The sequence below is a fragment of the Helicobacter pylori genome (genome assembly GCF_003637685.1).
GTDB classification, from domain to species: domain Bacteria; phylum Campylobacterota; class Campylobacteria; order Campylobacterales; family Helicobacteraceae; genus Helicobacter; species Helicobacter pylori_CJ.
Genome location: NZ_MVWW01000001.1, coordinates 24,855 through 42,407 on the forward strand (window position 1 = coordinate 24,855; position 17,553 = coordinate 42,407).

Sequence of the window (17,553 nt, forward strand, 5' to 3'; positions counted from 1 at the left end):
AGATGAAAATCAAATTCAAACGATTGGATTATCAAGAAAAATGCTTGAATCAGATTTTAGGGGTGTTTAAGGGGATTGATTTAAGAGAGCCAGAAAAGGATATTCAAAGGATTTCTAACCCTGTTTTTGAAACAGAAGCGCTCAAAAATGTTTTATTAGAAAATATTGAGAATTTACGATCGAAACAAAAAATAACCCAGGGAAGCGTGGGGATTGAGAAGTCGTTAAACTGCGATATTTTAATGGAAACAGGCACCGGGAAGACCTTTTGCTTTTTGGAATGCGTTTATGCCTTGCACAAAAACTACCATTTGTCAAAATTTATCGTTTTAGTGCCAAGCAACGCCATTAAATTAGGGGTTTTAAAGAGTGTTGAAATCACAAGAGAATTTTTTAAAAGCGAGTATTCTACGCATTTAGAAAGCTATGAAGATGTAGAAAGATTCATTCTAGCGAGTAACCACAAATGCTGTGTGTTGGTGATGACTTTTTCTGCCTTTAATAAAGAGAAAAACACTATCAATCAATCATGCTTAGAAAACACGAATCTGTTCAATGGCGCAAAAAGTTACATGCAAGCTTTAGCCAGTATCCGTCCTATCGTGATCTTAGACGAACCGCACCGATTTTTAGGCGATAAAACAAAAAAATATTTGGACCAATTAAACGCTTTAATCACGCTCAGGTTTGGGGCGACTTTTAAAGATGATTATAATAATTTGATTTATGCGCTAGACAGCAAAAAAGCGTTTGATAATGGGCTAGTGAAAAGCATTAGCGTGGCGTCTGTGGGGGAGAGCGATGAGTATTTTTTAGAGCTTAAAGAGATTAAAAAAATACAAAACGAATATGAAGCGGCGATTAACTACACGAATTTAGAAAATAAAACTCAAAGCGTCAAAGTCAAAAAGCATGATAATCTAGGCGCGCTAACTCATATCAGCGCTTTAGAAGATTATATTGTAGAAAACATCGCTAAAAAGGAAGTGGTTTTTCTTAACGGCTTTAATTTGTTGCTGGATCAAAAAGAGCCTTTTTCTCATCTTTTAGAGGGTGAACAAGAAGTGATGCTGAAAGAAGCGATAAAAAGCCATTTTGAAAGAGAAGAAGAGCTTTATCAAAAAGGGGTTAAAGCCTTGTGCATGGTGTTTATTAGCGGGGTGAATAGTTATTTAAGCGAAAATGAACAGCCGGCCAAATTAGCCCTTTTATTTGAAAAACTTTACCAGCAAGAGCTTGAAGAAGTCTTAAAAAAGCCTTTAGATGAAAATTACAGAGCGTATTTAGAGCGCGCTAGAGAAGACATTAAAAAAGTGCATGGAGGGTATTTCGCTAAAAGCAAGAAAGAGGGCGATGAAGCGAAAGCGATCGAACTCATTTTAAAAGAAAAAGAAAAATTGCTGAGTTTTGATTCCGATCTCAGGTTTATTTTTTCGCAATGGGCGTTGCAAGAGGGGTGGGATAACCCTAATGTGATGACGATTTGCAAATTAGCCCCTAGCTCTTCTAATATCACTAAATTGCAACAAATCGGTAGGGGGCTAAGGCTCGCTGTGAATGATAAGGGTGAGCGCATCACTAAAGAGCATGCTGATTTTGATTTTGTCAATGAATTAGTGGTGATCGTGCCACAAGTGGAGGGGGATTTTGTGGGAGCGATCCAGCAAGAGATAAGCGAACACAGCTTGATCAAACAAGTATTTAGTGGGGAAGAGTTGGAAGAAAAAGGGGTGATAAAAAAAGGGTTTTATGGGGATTTATTTGAAAAGTTAGAGGGTTTGGGTTTTGGAGAAAAAACAGATGATGAAAATTTTAAACTCACCCTCAATCAAAACGAATTTTTAAAAAAAGAGCCGGAACTAGAAAAATTAAAAAATGAAAAATACTTGGATTTTGAAAAATTAAAAGATTTTTTAAAAGATCGTTTAGTGGGCCATTTTAGAGTTAGGAACAAAAACGAGCGAAAAACTGAAAAAATCAAAATCAATAAAGAAAATTTTAAAAAATTTGAAAACTTATGGGCGGGTTTGAATCATCAAGCCCGGATCGCTTATGCCATTGATAGCGAGAGCTTGATTGATGAGATTGTCAAAAATATTAATTCTTCTTTTAAGGTCAGTTCAAAAAGCGTTTTGGTTACGACGCATAAAAAAGTAGAAACGATGGGAAATAACGCTACTACAAAGACTGTTGATCGAGAAAGCGCATGCGTGTGGAGTCTGCATGAATTTATCAGCGCCTTGTCTAATAAGGTGAAATTGAGTTTTAAAAGCGTGGCTAAAGTGTTGGAAAATATTGATGAAAACAAGTTTAATGAAATCAAGAAAAACGAACAAGAGAGTTTAAAGCGCTTAGAAGATCTGTTTTTGGAAATCATTTATCAAAATATTAAAGATAAAATTTCCTATCAAATGCGCGAAACGACGATTAAAAACAGAAAAAACGATGCGTTTTATGATGAAAAGGGAGAGATTAGAGAGTTTTTAGACGGGAGTTTGGGGGCGAACAAATATGAAATTAAAAATTCAAGCGCCCAAGAAAAATGCCTGTATGAAAATTTCATGCAAGTGGATAGCGAGATTGAAAAAGACACGATTGAAGAATCTAACGACACTAAAATCATTGTTTTTGGCAAGCTCCCTAGGGTTAAAATCCCAATAGGGTTGAATCAAACTTATAGCCCTGATTTTGGGTATGTGGTTGAAAATAACGATAAAAAAGTGTTGTTAGTGGTAGAAACTAAGGGGGTTGATAAAAAAAGCGAATTACGCCCTGAAGAAGAGCGGAAAATCTCAACCGCTAAGAAATTTTTTGAAGCTTTAAAAAAGCAAGGCGTGAATATTGAATACAAAACCAAGTTGAGTAATGATCAATTAAGCGCGTTGATCAATGAAGTTTTAAATCGTAAAGATTAGAGCTAATAAGATCAATTACTCTAATGTTTCACATGGAACAATTTCAATTTGAATCAATTTAAACTTAATCTTTAAAAAGGTCTTATTGAAATGAATACGATAAGGTTTGATTAAATTTACTAAGGAGTAGTCAATGGAGTTAAAAATTATCAATATAGAGAATTGTTATGGGATAGGCAAGATACAAGAAAAATTTTTAGATTTTTCACGATCAAACAGCTATCTTTTATATGCTCAAAATGGGGTTTTTAAAACTTCATTTGCAAAAAGCCTGACCGATTTGATAAATAACGAAATGCCAAAAGATAATTTTTATCCTAATCGTAGGAGTAAAATAGAGATTGAGTTTAATGGTGAGAAAATATCAAAAGAAAATGTTGCTGTTTTTCATTCTTATGATGAAGAATTTAGCTCTGAAGACAGCGTTACAACTTTTATGGCAAAATCAGATCTCAAACAACGATATGATAATATTCTTTCAGAATTAGAAAAAGAAAAGAAGGCTCTTTTAAAAAGTCTTAGAGATATTGCAAGCGGTTTTGATTATGAAGAAGAAATAAAAACCATTGATGAAAATAAAAGTTTTTATGAAATTTTAGATAATCATTTGACGGAAATAGAAAGCAGCGAAAAACACTATTTTTTTGAATATCGTGATATATTTGATAGATCAAAAAAAGTGAAAGATTTTGTCAATAAGAATCGTGATTTGATTGAGCAATATTTCAACAAATATAAAGAATTATTGTCTCTATCTAAGGTTTTTAAACATACAGAGGTTGGAGATTTTGGAACAAACCATGCTAATGATCTTAAAAAAGCTTTAGAAAATGACAGATTTTTTAAAGCTAACCATAGTTTGATGATTGCTGGAGAGGAAATTACGAATTATCAAAAATTGTCAGATATTTTTGAAAATGAAAAAAATAGAATTTTAAATAATGAGAAGCTTAAAGAGAGCTTTACTAACATTGAAAGAGTTATAAATGCCAACAAGGAACTTAAAGCCTTTAAAGATGCTATCAGTAAGGATAATACATTATTAATAGAACTTTTAGATTATGATTTTTTTAGAAAAAAGGTGTTGTTTAGCTATCTTAAACAAGTTATTCAAAATGTTAAGAGTTTGGTTAATCTTTATAGAGAGAAAAAGCCTAAAATAGAAGAAATGATAAAACAAGCTAACAAAGACCATAAAGAATGGGAATCTGTCATTGAAATTTTTAATCAAAGATTTTTGTTCCCTTTAAAGTGGAGCTTCAAAATCAAAAAGATATTTTATTGAATAAAGACACCGCGCAATTTAGATTTATGTTTTCTGATGACAATCAGGATATTATGAATGTTCAAAAAGAAGATTTGCAAAAACATTTAAGCGGAGGAGAAAAGAGAGCGTTATATATCTTACAAATCTTGTTTGAAATTGAGGCTAGAAAAGGAAGCGACAAAGTCCAACTTTTAGTTTTTGATGATATTTCAGACTCTTTTGATTATAGAAATAAATATGCAATTATTGAGTATCTTAAGGATTTGCAAGAATGCAGACAATTTAAATTGCTCGTGATGACGCATAATTTTGATTTTTACCGCACCCTAGCAAGCCGTTTGGATATTCCTAGAAAACAGATTAAAATGATCCGCAAAAATGATGTTAGAGAAATAATTTTTGAAAAAGGTGGGTATTTGAAGAGTGTTATTAAATGCATTAGAGACTCAGAAAAAGATAAAGACTTTTTTGCACTGATACCTTTTGTGAGAAATTTAATTGAATATACAAGCTTTCAAGCAGACAAAAACAACAATTATATAAAACTTACAAGTTGCTTGCACATGAAAAAAGATACAAAAGATATTCAAATTCAAGATATTTCAAAGATTTTTGACAGCGTCTTTGGCATAGGGCGAAAAAAGAAAAAAATTGAAGAAGATAACTCAAAATTATATTTTGAAACAATTTATAATATTGCAGAAAAAATTTATAACGATAAAAATTATAATCATATTGAATTACAAAATAAGATTATTTTTTCAATAGTGATCAGATTAAAATCTGAAGAATGGATGTTAAATAAACTAAATCAAGAATTCAAATCGGAGAAAAATCAAACAAGGGAGTTATATGATGCCACCAAAAAAGAACTATCTGATGATGAAAAAAGGATTATACAAAAGGTTTTAATGATTACTCCTGAAAATATTCACATTAACTCTTTCATGTTCGAACCCATTTTGGACATATCCCTTGATCATTTATATACATGTTTTGAGGAAGTCAAAAAATTAAATAAGGCTTATCAATAGATCAATTACCCTAATGTTTCACATGGAACAATTTCAAAGAAAAGCGTTTTATTTAAAATTCATGGTGCTTTTGTTATAATCGTTTTTATCCAATTTTAAAGCATTGAAAAGCATTACACTTATAAAAGCGTGGCATTAAAAAACGCTTTTATAAACAACGATAAACTTTTAAAGCATGCGTTTTTAAGCGGTATAAGGAATTAACATGGATTATAAAAAATTAGATTTACCCAACACAAACTACCCAAATCAAGAGCAACTGAAAGCTTTTGAAACCGCTTTTAACGCCTTTTTAGAAACCAACCCACAAGAAAATGAAAATCACCACAACGACGCTTTTAATGATTTATTGAAAGGTGTTTTTAAATACAAGGTTAAGCCCACCAAAAAAATAGACAGCGCTATTCTTAATGAAAATAACAAAGTGGAAGTGATCATTGAATTTAAAGCCCTTAAAAACCCCAACGAATTTATTAAAAAGGGCGATTTGAATGTTAAAGCCTTTCATGAAAGCCTTTTGTATTATCTCACAGAAAGAAAAGAGGGTAATAACAACCTTAAGCATCTTATCTTAGCCACTATTAAAGAGCTTTATATTATTGATGCGAACGAATTTGAGTTTTTTAATAAAGATAAAGAAATTAAAAAAGCCTTTGAAAATTGTCATGATAAAAAGGGTAACGATCCACACACAAAAGCGTTTTATGATGTTTGCCAAAAGCGCCTTAATGAACTTGATCATTCTTTGAAATACCACCATATCCCCCTCAAAAAAGAAAATTTAGCCCTAATCTATCAAGCCCTAAGCCCTAATTTTTTGCTCAAAATTCCAAAATATTCTGACGCTAACACGCTTAATAAAGATTTTTATGAAGAGTTGCTCTATATTTTAGGGTTAGAAGAGCAAAATGAAAAGGGGAAAATTTTAATCAAGCCCAGCCGCACCAAAAACTCCCTAAGTTATGCCCTAAAAGAGAAATACAAAAATTTAGACGATGAAGAAATCATGGCGTTACTCATCGCTTGGAATAACCGCATCTTGTTTTTACGGCTTTTAGAAAGCCTTTTAATTTCTTTCAAGCATTTTGAAAAACCTTTCTTAACCACAGAAATTTTTAAAGATTTCAACGCCCTAAACACCCTCTTTTTTGAAGTCCTAGCCAAGAAAAACAGCGAGCGTTCCCAAGCCATTAAAGAAAACAAGATTTCAGGAAAAATCCCTTATTTGAATTCCAGTTTGTTTGATCAAACGCCTTTGGAATTAAAGGGGCATGAAATCAAATTACTCAATAACGAGCCTTTAGAGATTTATCCTAAATCCGTTCTCAAAAAACACGAAGAATACCAAAAACTAAAAGATTTGCCCTTGCTGGAATACCTTTTTGAATTTTTGCGCGTTTATGATTTCACCACCACCCCTAAAGACATTAAAGATAATCAAAATAAGAGCGAAAGCCGTTTGATTAACCCTAGCGTTTTGGGGCTTGTTTTTGAAAAGCTCAACGGCTATAAAGAGGGGAGCTTTTATACCCCAAGCTTCATCACAAGCTGCATGTGCAAAGAGAGTATCACGCCGATTGTGTTGGATAAATTCAATCAAACCTATAACATAGAGTGTGAAAATTTAACAGAATTAAGAAATTTTTTTAAAAATAACTACAGCTATAAAGAGAGTAAACGCAAAGAATACCTAAACACGCTTTTAACCTTACGCATTTGCGATCCGGCGGTGGGGAGCGGGCATTTTCTAGTTTCAGCGCTCAATGAAATAGTGTTAATTGCTTACGAGCTGGGGCTTATTGCTTCCTTGTATCGCTATGATCTTAAATTAGAAAACGATGAGATCATCATTCACACGCCACCAACGCCACAAACGCCAAGAGGTGAAGTCTTTAAATACACCACACCGCATAGCGAAAACGACCCCCACCACCACATCCAAAAAGAACTTTTTGAGCTTAAAAAAGACATCATTGAAAACTGCCTTTTTGGCGTGGATATTAACCCCAATTCTTGCGAAATCACCAAGCTCAGGCTATGGATAGAGCTTTTAAAATACAGCTATTATATTTTTGAAGAGGGTAAGAACACTAACAATCTTGAAACCCTCCCCAACATTGACATTAACATCAAGTGCGGTAATTCGCTCATTTCCAGGTTTGCCCTCAAAGATAAAGCCTTATTAAAAACCGAAAAAAATAAAAACCTAGAATACTACATCGCTGAATATAAAGAACTCGTTAAAATCTACAAAGATCCTAAAATCTTAGAAACCCTAACGCGCCCCATAAAAGACTCTAACGCTGTTAGAAAATACGCTAAAGAACGCCTTTATCAAGAATTAGCACAAAACCCTAACAAAGATTTTAAAAAGGCTCTCAATGATAGGATAGAGAAAATTAAAGAAGCTTTTAAACTCACTTTAGAACCCCCTCAAAAAGAATTAAAATTTAAAAAATTTTTAAAAGAGCATTTAGAACTCTATGGCAAGAGTATCTTAGAGGAGGCAAACGATAACGGCTTAGAATTGGAAGCCCTAGCATTAGAAAAGAAAATGGCGCATGAAGGTCTTTTTCATGATTATACACCCTACCCCAAACTAGACAAAACGGATAAAGTAGTGGGACTAGAACATTTTAACCGCTATGTCCTAACATCTTATAAAGATTTACAAGATGAAAACGAACGCTACGCTAATTCTCTTGAATGGCGCTTTGAATTCCCTGAAGTTTTAGACGATGAGGGGAATTTTTTAGGCTTTGATTGCATCATAGGCAACCCGCCTTATATCCGCCAAGAACACATCAAAGACTTAAAGCCTTTATTACAAAAGCAATACCACGATTTCTACAACAGCACCGCTGACATTTACACCTACTTTTTTGCCTTGGCTTTAAACCTTTTAAAAGAAAAGGGGTTTAATTCTTTCATCACTTCCAACAAATACGCGCGCGCCAAATACGGCGCCAAATTGAGAGAATGGCTGCTCAAAAAAACCACCATTGCTAGCTACATGGAATTAAACGCCTTAAAAAAAGTCTTTGAGAGCGCTACAGTGGATACAAGTATTATCAGTTTCATCAAGCAAACGCCCCTTAAAGAGAGCGTTTTTAATTATTACGAACCCACCGAAAACGATAAGGAAAATTTGAAAAACACCCCATCCCTCTCCATAAAACAAAACGCGCTTTCAACAGAAAGCTTTATTTTTGCCGACACCACGCTTTTAGACTTAAGGGACAAAATAGAACAAAGCGGCACCCCGCTTAAAGACTGGGGTATTCAAATCAATTACGGGATAAAAACCGGCTGTAACGAAGCCTTTATCATTCCCACTGAAAAAAGAGACGCAATCTTAAAAAACTGCGATGATACGCAAAAAGATGAAAAGGGAATGAGCGAAAGAGAAAGAACAAAAGAGCTTATCAAGCCCATTTTAAGAGGGAAAGACATTAAAAGGTATCGTTATGAGTGGGCGGGGGAGTGGCTGATTAACACCCATAACGGCTACACTTCTGCCCTCAAATCTAAAATCCCACCCATTGATATAGAAAAATACCCCGCAATCAAAGCGCATTTAGACTCTTATTATGATGCTATTGCAACACGATCCGATCAAGGAGACACCCCTTACCACTTAAGGAATTGCGCGTATTTAGAGGATTTTGAAAAAGAGAAAATTGTGTATGGCGAGATCGTGCAAGAGCCACGATTTTATTTGGATAATGGAGAATGCGAATTAGGGGATTTTTATGCAGAAGCCACGAGCTTCATTCTCACAGGAGAGCATTTGCATTATCTTTTAGGAATGTTACATTCTAAATTGATTACTTTTGCTTTCAAAACTTTCTACGCAGGCGGTGGACTAGGTGAGAGTGGCTATCGCTATAAAAAGGCTTTTATAGAACGGCTCCCCATTCCTAAAATCACTCCTAAAAACCAAGAATTAGCCGATAAAATCACCGATTATGCAGAGCGGATCTTACAAGCAAAAGAAAAAGACCCCAAAGCCAACACTCAAGGATTAGAAAAAGAAATTGACGCTTTAGTCTATCAGCTCTACAACCTCACCCATGAAGAAATCAAAACCATTGAAAACGGGCAGTGAATGGAAAAGTTATTTGAAAAGATATTGCATGAAATGAGATCGAGAATTTCTTTCTCATTTGCTTTTGTTGTTTCGTTTCTTGTTTCTATTTTTAATCTAAAAGGGGTTTTTCACTTTATTTTTGAGTCTATTTTCCAATACACCCAAAACAAAATCCTTTCTTTTTCTCTTTCTTTTTTCTTTATTTTCTTTTTCTTTTACGCCATTTTTCTTATTTTTGATAAAGCAGTTCTTTGGTATGGGGCTAAAAAATACAAACAAAATCAAAGAGATAGTGAAATTGTCTATAACATTCAAAAATTCCCTAATAAGATAAAAAAGAACTTTATGAATGTTATTCTAAAAAACAAAATAAAATTCCTAGAACGAAAGAACTTGATGATTTGATAGGTCATTTAGTTTGAGGGATTTTTTTGAACCGACAGAAAGTGATTATATTGTCAAACCGGATGTTTTAAGGGCTATAAAAAAATACCATAAAATTATTTTTAAATCTATACATTGGCAACAGAACAAATAAAAAGCACTTGTTTTTTGTCTAAGAAACACCCCCTTTAAAAAAGGGGGACTCTTGAAAAACTATCGTTTGATTTTTAATTCCAAACAAAACCCTAAAAAACTGATTTTAAGGTATAATGTTTCCCTTTACTATGATTTTTTCTCATAGAAGTCTCCTAGACAAACTTTACCCCCTAATCTCTAGTGGAATAAAAATTAGGGGGCGAGCGTTATTTTATCCTAATCTTACAAAAACGATTTCTATAACAGCTATAAATCATTAATTTAAAATCGCATTGAAAAACTTCACAAGCAATAAAAAACGATTCACCTTAAAGGAAACCCCTTAAATAGGGGAAACCTTTGGTTTTAATGGGTTTTTTTAACAACGATTTTAACCCTATACTTAAAAAAAGGTATTTTTAAGTATAATACAACCAAAGGCTTTTTACCATGTTTTTTGGACATAGTAATCCTTTGAAGGTGATTTACCCCCTAATCTCTAGTGGAATAAAAATTAGGGGGTGAGCGTGATTTTATCCTAATCTTACAAAAACGATTTCTATAACAGCTATAAAACTAACCTAAAGTTGTATTAAAAAACTTTTCTTCCAAATTTTTGAAATTCTATTAAATATTTGTTCAATACCGCAAATTTTTAATTTAAAGCTTGTTTTTAGAGTTTAAGTTATTCTTACTTTTTTCTTGACAAATATCTTTATTTTATATATTCAAACTCCCCATAATCTTACAAATAAAGAGATTAAAATCATTGAAAAAGAAAATGGTTTGCCAAAGCTACGCAATATTTAGTTAGAATTAGCAAAAACTAACTAGGAGATATTAATGGTTAATGCTTTGGAACTAGCACAATATATTCTTAAGCATTCAAACAAAGAATTGAGTAACTTAGAATTGCAAAAAACTTTGTATTTCACAGAGCTTGATTATATCAAAAAGTTTGACAAACACCTAGTTTCTGATGATTTTGAAGCTTGGAGATATGGGCCTGTTGCAAGGGAAGTGTATTATGAATACCGTAATTATGGTGCCAATTCTATTGACAAACCCAAAGAAGAAACGCTCTCACAAAATCTTAGAAAAGATGAACTTGAAACCATCAACCACTCCGTGAAAAAATGCAACGAAAAATCCTATTGGGATTTAGTGAAAGAAAGTCATAAAGAAGATGGCGCTTGGCATAAAAGCTTCAAAGAAGATAGAAAAGAAATCATTAGCAAAGATTTGATCAAACAAGAAGCAAAGCAAACAAATGGAAACTAAAGAAGAAGATAAAGATAAAAAGCTAGAAGAAATGATTGTATTGCTGTGCGAAAAGGGGGATTTGTCTAGCCAAACAGATCAAATCATCAAAGATCTCAAAGAAATCTATCAAGGAGAATACAGGCATAAATACTCAAAAATTACAGCTATTATTTTAAATTCCACAAGGGATAGAGAGCAAGCCTTTATGACGCTCGCACAAAATATAAGGACACTCAAAGAGATTCAAGATGATAAAGAAGTTGAAAGCATTAAACCAAAATTAGAAAAGCTTTATGATCACATGAATTTAGAGTGTATCAGACTGCAAGATTTTGATGAGAAAATGAGTAGAGTTAAAGATGTTTCTAATAAGCTAGAAGATGATCTAAATAAAAACTATAAAAAATTAAGCGAAGAATTGAATAAGCAACAAACACAATACATAACCATTTTAGGTATTTTTGCCTCTATTGTTTTAACATTTGTTGGGGGATTAGCGTTTTCCACTTCTGTTTTATCAAATATTGATAAAGCGAACGCCTATCGCTTGGTTTTTGTTATGGCTTTTATAGCTTTATTTTTTGGGAATATTTTGTATCTGCTTTTTTCTTTTTTATCAAAAATATCCTTATCAAAAGAGAAAAAAGATAAACAAGAAAATTTTTGCAAAAAACCCATGTTTTGGTTTAATCTAATAGTTACAATTCTATTTGTGATTGGTTTTTGTGGAGAATTGCATATAATACAGAGATTAGTTTCTAAATATCTTTAAATTCAATCCAACCCATTTTTTGCGTCATTCCAATAAAATTTGATGCAAATTTTTTTTAATTGAGTGTTTTTTGCAATTTTGAAAATCTCAATACTCATTCATTGAAAAACCTGAATTATTTCTTTCAAATTTAGCCTTAAGAAATTCAATCACGTGCTTATTTAATACCGCTCTTAGCTTAAAGTCCTTTTGATTAAGGACTCAATAAGTTTCACAGAAATCATTTTAATTCTTAAACAAAGACTCTAAAGCTTCTACCCCTACTTTTTGCGTTTCTTTTTCGTTTTCATTTTCTGCGTTTTCTTTGACGCTAGGAATGGTTTCAAACTCTATGTGATAGCCTGTAAGCATGGACGCTAAACACACATTCACCCCACCTTTACCGATAGCCTTAGATTTTTCAATGTCTAACAAACGCACTTTAGCCTTTTGCAAATGGTTATTGACGATAAAACGCTCTTGAATGGATTCTTTTTCTTCAGCATTCAATTCTTCTATGGGGATTTTTTTAACCTCAACGCTTAAAATTTTGGCTGGAGCGAGCGCTAAAGTGATATAAATTTCAGGCACATTAGAATACTCTATGCAATCAATGTTTTCTTTATTCAATTCGTTACTGATCGCATTAATGCGCACGCCCCTAACCCCCACAGCCGCGCCTATGGGATCAATCCTAGCGTTATGGGAAAAAAAGCTCACTTTCGCTCTGTTGCCTGGGATTCGCGCGCAATGGATGATTTCAATTTCTTTATCTTTAATTTCAGGGACTTCTAATTCCAACAACGCTTCAAGCATTTTAGGGGTGGTGCGGCTCAGCTCTAATAGTAAGCCTTTTTTCGTGCGTTTGACTTGCGTTAAAACCGCTTTAATGCTATCGCCTATTTTAAAACTCTCGCCCTTGATGCGATGGCGCATGGAAAGAACGCCCTGAAATTGCTGCTCAATCTCAATAAAAGTGTTTTGGTTGTGATCCACTAAAATCACTTGCCCCATTAAAACGCTGTTAAGACGCTTTTGAAACGCTTCAAAGTGGCTGTCTTCTAACGCTTTTTCCAACTGGTATTGCAAATCTTTAAAAAGGCGGTTGATCGCTCCTTGTTTCATGCTCTCCAAACTCAAGCTGTAAGACAATTCGTCTTTAATCTTAACGCTTGGATCCATTTCTTTGGCTTTAGACAGGCTGATGTATTTAGACGGATCGTTAATCAATCTTTCATCATCATCTTTTAAAACTTCCACCAACTGGATAAGCTGGAGCTGCTTGTTTTCTTCAACCACCAAGTAGCGCGCTAGGGGGTCTAATTCATTTTGCGCCATTTTTAACAAACAGCCTTGAATCACTTTTGAAATCATCTCTTTAGGCAAATTTTTTTCATACGCAATGCATTCTATAAGGTCGCTGATTTTTTCCATTCTTAAGTTCCTTTAAATTGATGTTCTATCGTTTTCTGTCATTCTCTATTGTGGGGGAGCGGCGCGTTTAAAAGAAATTTTATTATAGCGAATTTTTAAGCCTTGTTAAGGATTTCTGCTAAAACCAGGGCGATTTTTTCAAAATCTTTTTCATTCAGGCTAAAGACTTCAAAACACACAAATTCGCATGAAATTCTTGTAATAACGCCTTTTTGAAAAAGCTTTAAATAAAGTTTCTCACAATTTAAAGCGCGGGTGTTTTTGGGCTGGATTTTCACGCAAAAGGATTCTAATTCCCTACCAAACAAATTCCCTATTTTAGAAAAGCTAGAGGCGATGCTCACATTCAATTCTAAAGGCTTTAAAAGGGCGTAGAGTTTGAGGGCTTTTTGTAATAAGGCGTCTTTGGTTTGGTTTAGTAGCGCATGAATGGTGGTTTCTTCTTGGTGATTGACCCATGCGTTTAGGCTGTGAAAAAGCAAGGTGAGCGTGATTTTATCCACCCTTAAGGCTCTATAAAGGGGGTGGTTTTTTAAGGTTTCAACCCATTCTTTTTGCCCTATAATAATACCGGCTTGTGTGCTGTTAAAGCATTTATCCGCGCTAAAGCTTAAAAGCGATGGTTTTAGGGCTAAAATCTCTTCTAAAGCCGTTTTATTTAATAAATCCACATCCCCTAAATTGTAATAATCAATCAAACCATGCTCTTTAGCCAGAGTTTGCAAATCTTTAAAAGGTGTGTCTTTTTTGAAAGTGGGGTTGTGGGTTTTAAAGAGCATTTTGCTGTTTTCATTCAAGGCTAAGCGGTAATCCCTTAAATAAGTGCGACTGGTATTCCCCACTAAATGCAACCTAGCCCCACTATTCAATAAAATATCTTTAAGGTTAAAATCCCCCCCCACTAATTCACCATAAGAAACAACGATTTCTTTTTCTTGCGCTAAAGCGTTAGCGATGAGGAAAATCGCGCTGGTGTTGTTATTGACAATTAAAATTTCTTCAGTGCCAAAACACGCCTTAAAAAGCTGTTTTAAAGGGGTTAAGCGGTTCTTTTTTTTAGCGGTGTTGAGATCGCATTCTAAATCAATGGGTTGGGTTAAAACTTCTTTTAAATAAGGTTCAATTTTTTCATAAAATTGCGGGCTAAAAAACGATCGCCCATGATTTTCATCAAAAACGCTCGCACTCGCATTGATGATTTTTTGATAAGGGCTTTTCAAAAGATCCGAGGTTATTTCGGGCGTTTCTTTAGTTGCGATGTTAGCCATGATGAAAGCGTTTGATTCCTTTTTTGAGAGTTAAAATAAGCGTTATTTTAAACTAAACCCGCTAAATTTTTGATAAAACTACTTTTTTAAAATCTTTAAGAGCATTTTAATGAGTTTATTGAGCGAGCGGAACTTTTTCCATAGAGTTTGGCGGTTTCTATAAGGCTTTTTCATGCTTGTTTCCATGTTCAAAATTCAAAAAGAAATCCTAAGATTTCTTTCATTTTAGAATTGATAGGATACCTCAAAACGCGCGTTAAATCCAGGAGCCGGGAGCGCCATGCGCTTACCTTTAGGGATCATATCGCTCGCTGGAGCGTCCGCGCTCGCTTGAAACACAGAAGTTTGATCCACATATTGCTTGTTTAAGATATTGTTAAACACGGCTGAAATCCTTAAACCCTGCCATCTTTTAGAAGGCGGAGTCCAGTTGATAAAAATATTATGCACGCCATACCCGGGTTTATGGATTTTGATCAAGCCGTATTGAGGGTAGTAAATAGAATAGCCTTCATAGAACATGTTGGTTACAAAGCGCGAGAGCCAAGTTAAAGTAAGCCCCCACCTGCGAACATTATAATCGGCTTTTAAGATAAACACATTCCCAGTCGTGGCGGCTAAAGCGTAAGTGTCCGCTAATAAATGCCCCCTAGCCGTTGGCCAAGAGCGAGCCACTGAGAAAGTCCCTACGAAATTTTTATATTGCACATTCCCTGAAACTTCATAACCATAGATATTAATGGTTTCGGGTAAATTCCCTGACATGTTTTTTGCGGTCGCGTTACCCCCACCATTTTTAGAAGTGTCTTGCCCGTAGCTGTTGATGAAGTTATTGATGACTTGATAGAAAGCTGCCCCACGCACATTGAAATACTTGCTGTTGTAATCCACATTAAATTCCACATTTTGACCGATCGCAGGGCGCAAATTCCTTTGATAAATCACCGTGGGATCACGCATTAAAACGCCATCGCCAGGCAAAGCCCCCTTAGTTACATACGCATAACTCACTTTCAAGCCAATGCTTTCAATGGGGTTATAAAGCACGGTCGCAGAAGGCGAAAAGCCAGAAGTTACATGCGTGCGGCCGTTTTTATCCAGCAAGGTGTAAATATCATAACGAGTTCCCGCGCCCACGATCACATTGCTTAAAATATTGTAGTTCGCTTGCATAAACCCTCCGATGATATTCCCGATCGCATGCGAATTTTGGGGCATGTTACGATAGAGCGGGTTAGGGGTGTTGAGATTTTGAGGGTATTGAGAGCTTTGATCGGTGTAGTAATGGCGGTAAGGCAAGCCCGGCCCGTTAGGGTCGTTAGGGTCAATGTTGTTTTTATAATAGCCGTTTTTGCCTTTATCCAATCCAGAGAAAACGCTCAGGTTTTGATAAATCATGCCGTATTCAAACACATTCCCGTAATCTTCGCTAATGGGGTGGGTTACTTTAAAATTAACGCCTGAGTTGATTAAGAAAATCCTTCTGGCTAAAGTCCCCTCAGCGTCCGCATTCCCTAAAGTCCAATCGTTTGCACTAGGGTTTTGAGCGTTAGGGGGGGTCATGTCATAATCAGGATTTTTAGGGACAAGCCCATGATAAACGTTCGCGCTTGCAGAAAGCATGGTAGCGCTAAGCTGCCCATACCCTGCTTGCCCCCCCCCACTAGAATCGTTAGATCCCTGCCAGTTAATAGAATTAGGCGCACCATAGCCTATTTGATAGCCTCCATTAGAAGGCCTGATAGCCCCTTGCGTGCATTGGCTGATATTATCCGGGTTGTTACACCACTCTTTCACTTCAGGGATGTAATCCGGGTTGGCTGGCTCGTTAGAATTGTAAGCGAAAGGATTCACCACAGGGTTATAATTCCCCCCCCTTACCCCTAAAAAGGCGGTGGATTCAACGCGCGGTTGGTTAAAATTAGGGCCGCCTTCATGCTTGTATTTCAGGCTCAAATTGTGGTTGAAGTTGATGGTATGGGCTAATTCTTTCCCAAAGTCAATCACAAAGGGGGCTGGCTGGCTTCCTGGGTCGTTAGCTTTAGAGAGAGCTGAAGTGGTGTTAGGGCGTAAAAGCCTTGTAGAATTGTCTCGTGTGAGATTGTAGCTCACGCTAATGCTATCGGTTTCGTTGATATAGCCATTAATTTTAGCCAAAACGCTATTGGTTTCACTGGGAGTTCCTACGCTCATTTCGCTATTGCTTGGATCTTGTAAATCATAATTAGGGTGGAAGAGATTCCTAAAAGCGTTGTTCCCATCTCTGTAGTAAAAAATATTTTGATGGTTGTAATAGGCTAGAATATCCCAATTCTTCCCCCGATAGGCTGCAGTAGCGTTCATGCGATACCCAAAGTTGGTGTAAAAGGCCGCTTCCGCTTTAGCCCCATAAGTTTGATTCTTCCTTAAAAAATCGTTAGCGTCAATCGTGGTGAAAGACAATTTACCCGCCACCGCACCAGGGCCTGCTGAAGCGTTCGCCGCTCCCTTAATCACTTCCACTTCTTTAATCATATTAGGATCGATTACGGTGTTAGCGTCATGGTGGAAAATATTACCATTTTGGGCGACACCATCTATTGTTACCCTTAAAAGACGGCTCTCAATCCCCCTAACATAGATTTTTTGCGCCATCAAGCCCCCACTGGCCACATTCACATCCGCTCTAGTCCTAAAAATATCACGGATTTGGTTGCTTTGGCGTTGTTGGAGCTCTTTTCTGTCAATATACATTTTATTGTTGTATTCAAAAGTCCTTTCACCCTTAGTGGTTACCTTACCCAAAGTGTGGGTATTTTCTTGAGCTTGCAAACTGCTAGCGACAATACAAGAGACAAACACGATACGAAATTGATTTCTAAGCATTTCTTTTAGCCTTTTTATTTACTTTTTTCTAAAAATTCAGTCAAGTTTTGAACCTAAGGTTATTATTACATTATTCTATTTAATAATACCTTAAATTTGTTTTAGGATTAAGAAAATACCAAGAAAAATGTGATTAAAAAAAGTTTT

The 17,553-nt window shown here is 35.3% G+C and carries 7 protein-coding genes and 2 pseudogenes; 6 read left to right on the forward strand and 3 right to left on the reverse strand.

Features of this window, described 5'->3' with window-relative positions; genetic code table 11:
* Positions 1-2: 2 nt before the first annotated feature.
* From EAL44_RS00155 to EAL44_RS00180, 6 genes and pseudogenes are all read left to right on the forward strand, one after another.
* Positions 3-2,915 (forward strand): type III restriction-modification system endonuclease, encoded by a 2,913-nt coding sequence (locus EAL44_RS00155; RefSeq protein ID WP_121073387.1) that lies wholly within the window; start codon positions 3-5, stop codon positions 2,913-2,915.
* A 133-nt stretch (positions 2,916-3,048) separates the two neighbouring features.
* Positions 3,049-5,216 (forward strand): annotated as a pseudogene (locus EAL44_RS00160) (hypothetical protein).
* 205 nt (positions 5,217-5,421) lie between these two features.
* Positions 5,422-9,324, forward strand: a complete 3,903-nt coding sequence (locus EAL44_RS00165) for a type IIG restriction enzyme/methyltransferase (RefSeq protein WP_121073390.1) — start codon at positions 5,422-5,424, stop codon at positions 9,322-9,324.
* Positions 9,325-9,844 (forward strand): annotated as a pseudogene (locus EAL44_RS00170) (hypothetical protein).
* Between the two features lie 824 nt (positions 9,845-10,668).
* A complete protein-coding gene (locus tag EAL44_RS00175; RefSeq protein WP_121073393.1) occupies positions 10,669-11,106 on the forward strand; it encodes a Panacea domain-containing protein in 438 nt (145 codons plus the stop codon).
* Positions 11,096-11,860: a hypothetical protein gene (locus tag EAL44_RS00180; protein WP_121073396.1), complete on the forward strand. Its 765-nt coding sequence runs from the start codon at positions 11,096-11,098 to the stop codon at positions 11,858-11,860. Before EAL44_RS00175 ends, EAL44_RS00180 begins: the two co-directional genes overlap by 11 nt.
* A gap of 225 nt (positions 11,861-12,085) precedes the next feature.
* On the opposite strand, the gene nusA is transcribed toward EAL44_RS00180, so the two are convergent.
* The 3 genes from nusA to EAL44_RS00195 form a co-directional block, all read right to left on the reverse strand.
* A complete protein-coding gene (gene nusA / locus EAL44_RS00185) occupies positions 12,086-13,273 on the reverse strand; it encodes a transcription termination factor NusA (protein ID WP_121073400.1) in 1,188 nt (395 codons plus the stop codon).
* Between the two features lie 95 nt (positions 13,274-13,368).
* Positions 13,369-14,541, reverse strand: a complete 1,173-nt coding sequence (locus tag EAL44_RS00190; protein WP_121073403.1) for an aminotransferase class V-fold PLP-dependent enzyme — start codon at positions 14,539-14,541, stop codon at positions 13,369-13,371.
* A gap of 225 nt (positions 14,542-14,766) precedes the next feature.
* Complete coding sequence (locus EAL44_RS00195; RefSeq protein WP_121073406.1) at positions 14,767-17,406, reverse strand: TonB-dependent receptor; 2,640 nt, start codon at positions 17,404-17,406, stop codon at positions 14,767-14,769.
* Positions 17,407-17,553: the final 147 nt, after the last annotated feature.

Coding starts and splice junctions, on each gene's coding strand:
- EAL44_RS00155 (WP_121073387.1), top strand. CDS start 3: ATGAAAATCAAATTCAAACGATTGGATTATCAAGAAAAATGCTTGAAT.
- EAL44_RS00165 (WP_121073390.1), top strand. CDS start 5,422: ATGGATTATAAAAAATTAGATTTACCCAACACAAACTACCCAAATCAA.
- EAL44_RS00175 (WP_121073393.1), top strand. CDS start 10,669: ATGGTTAATGCTTTGGAACTAGCACAATATATTCTTAAGCATTCAAAC.
- EAL44_RS00180 (WP_121073396.1), top strand. CDS start 11,096: ATGGAAACTAAAGAAGAAGATAAAGATAAAAAGCTAGAAGAAATGATT.
- nusA (WP_121073400.1), bottom strand. CDS start 13,273: ATGGAAAAAATCAGCGACCTTATAGAATGCATTGCGTATGAAAAAAAT.
- EAL44_RS00190 (WP_121073403.1), bottom strand. CDS start 14,541: ATGGCTAACATCGCAACTAAAGAAACGCCCGAAATAACCTCGGATCTT.
- EAL44_RS00195 (WP_121073406.1), bottom strand. CDS start 17,406: ATGCTTAGAAATCAATTTCGTATCGTGTTTGTCTCTTGTATTGTCGCT.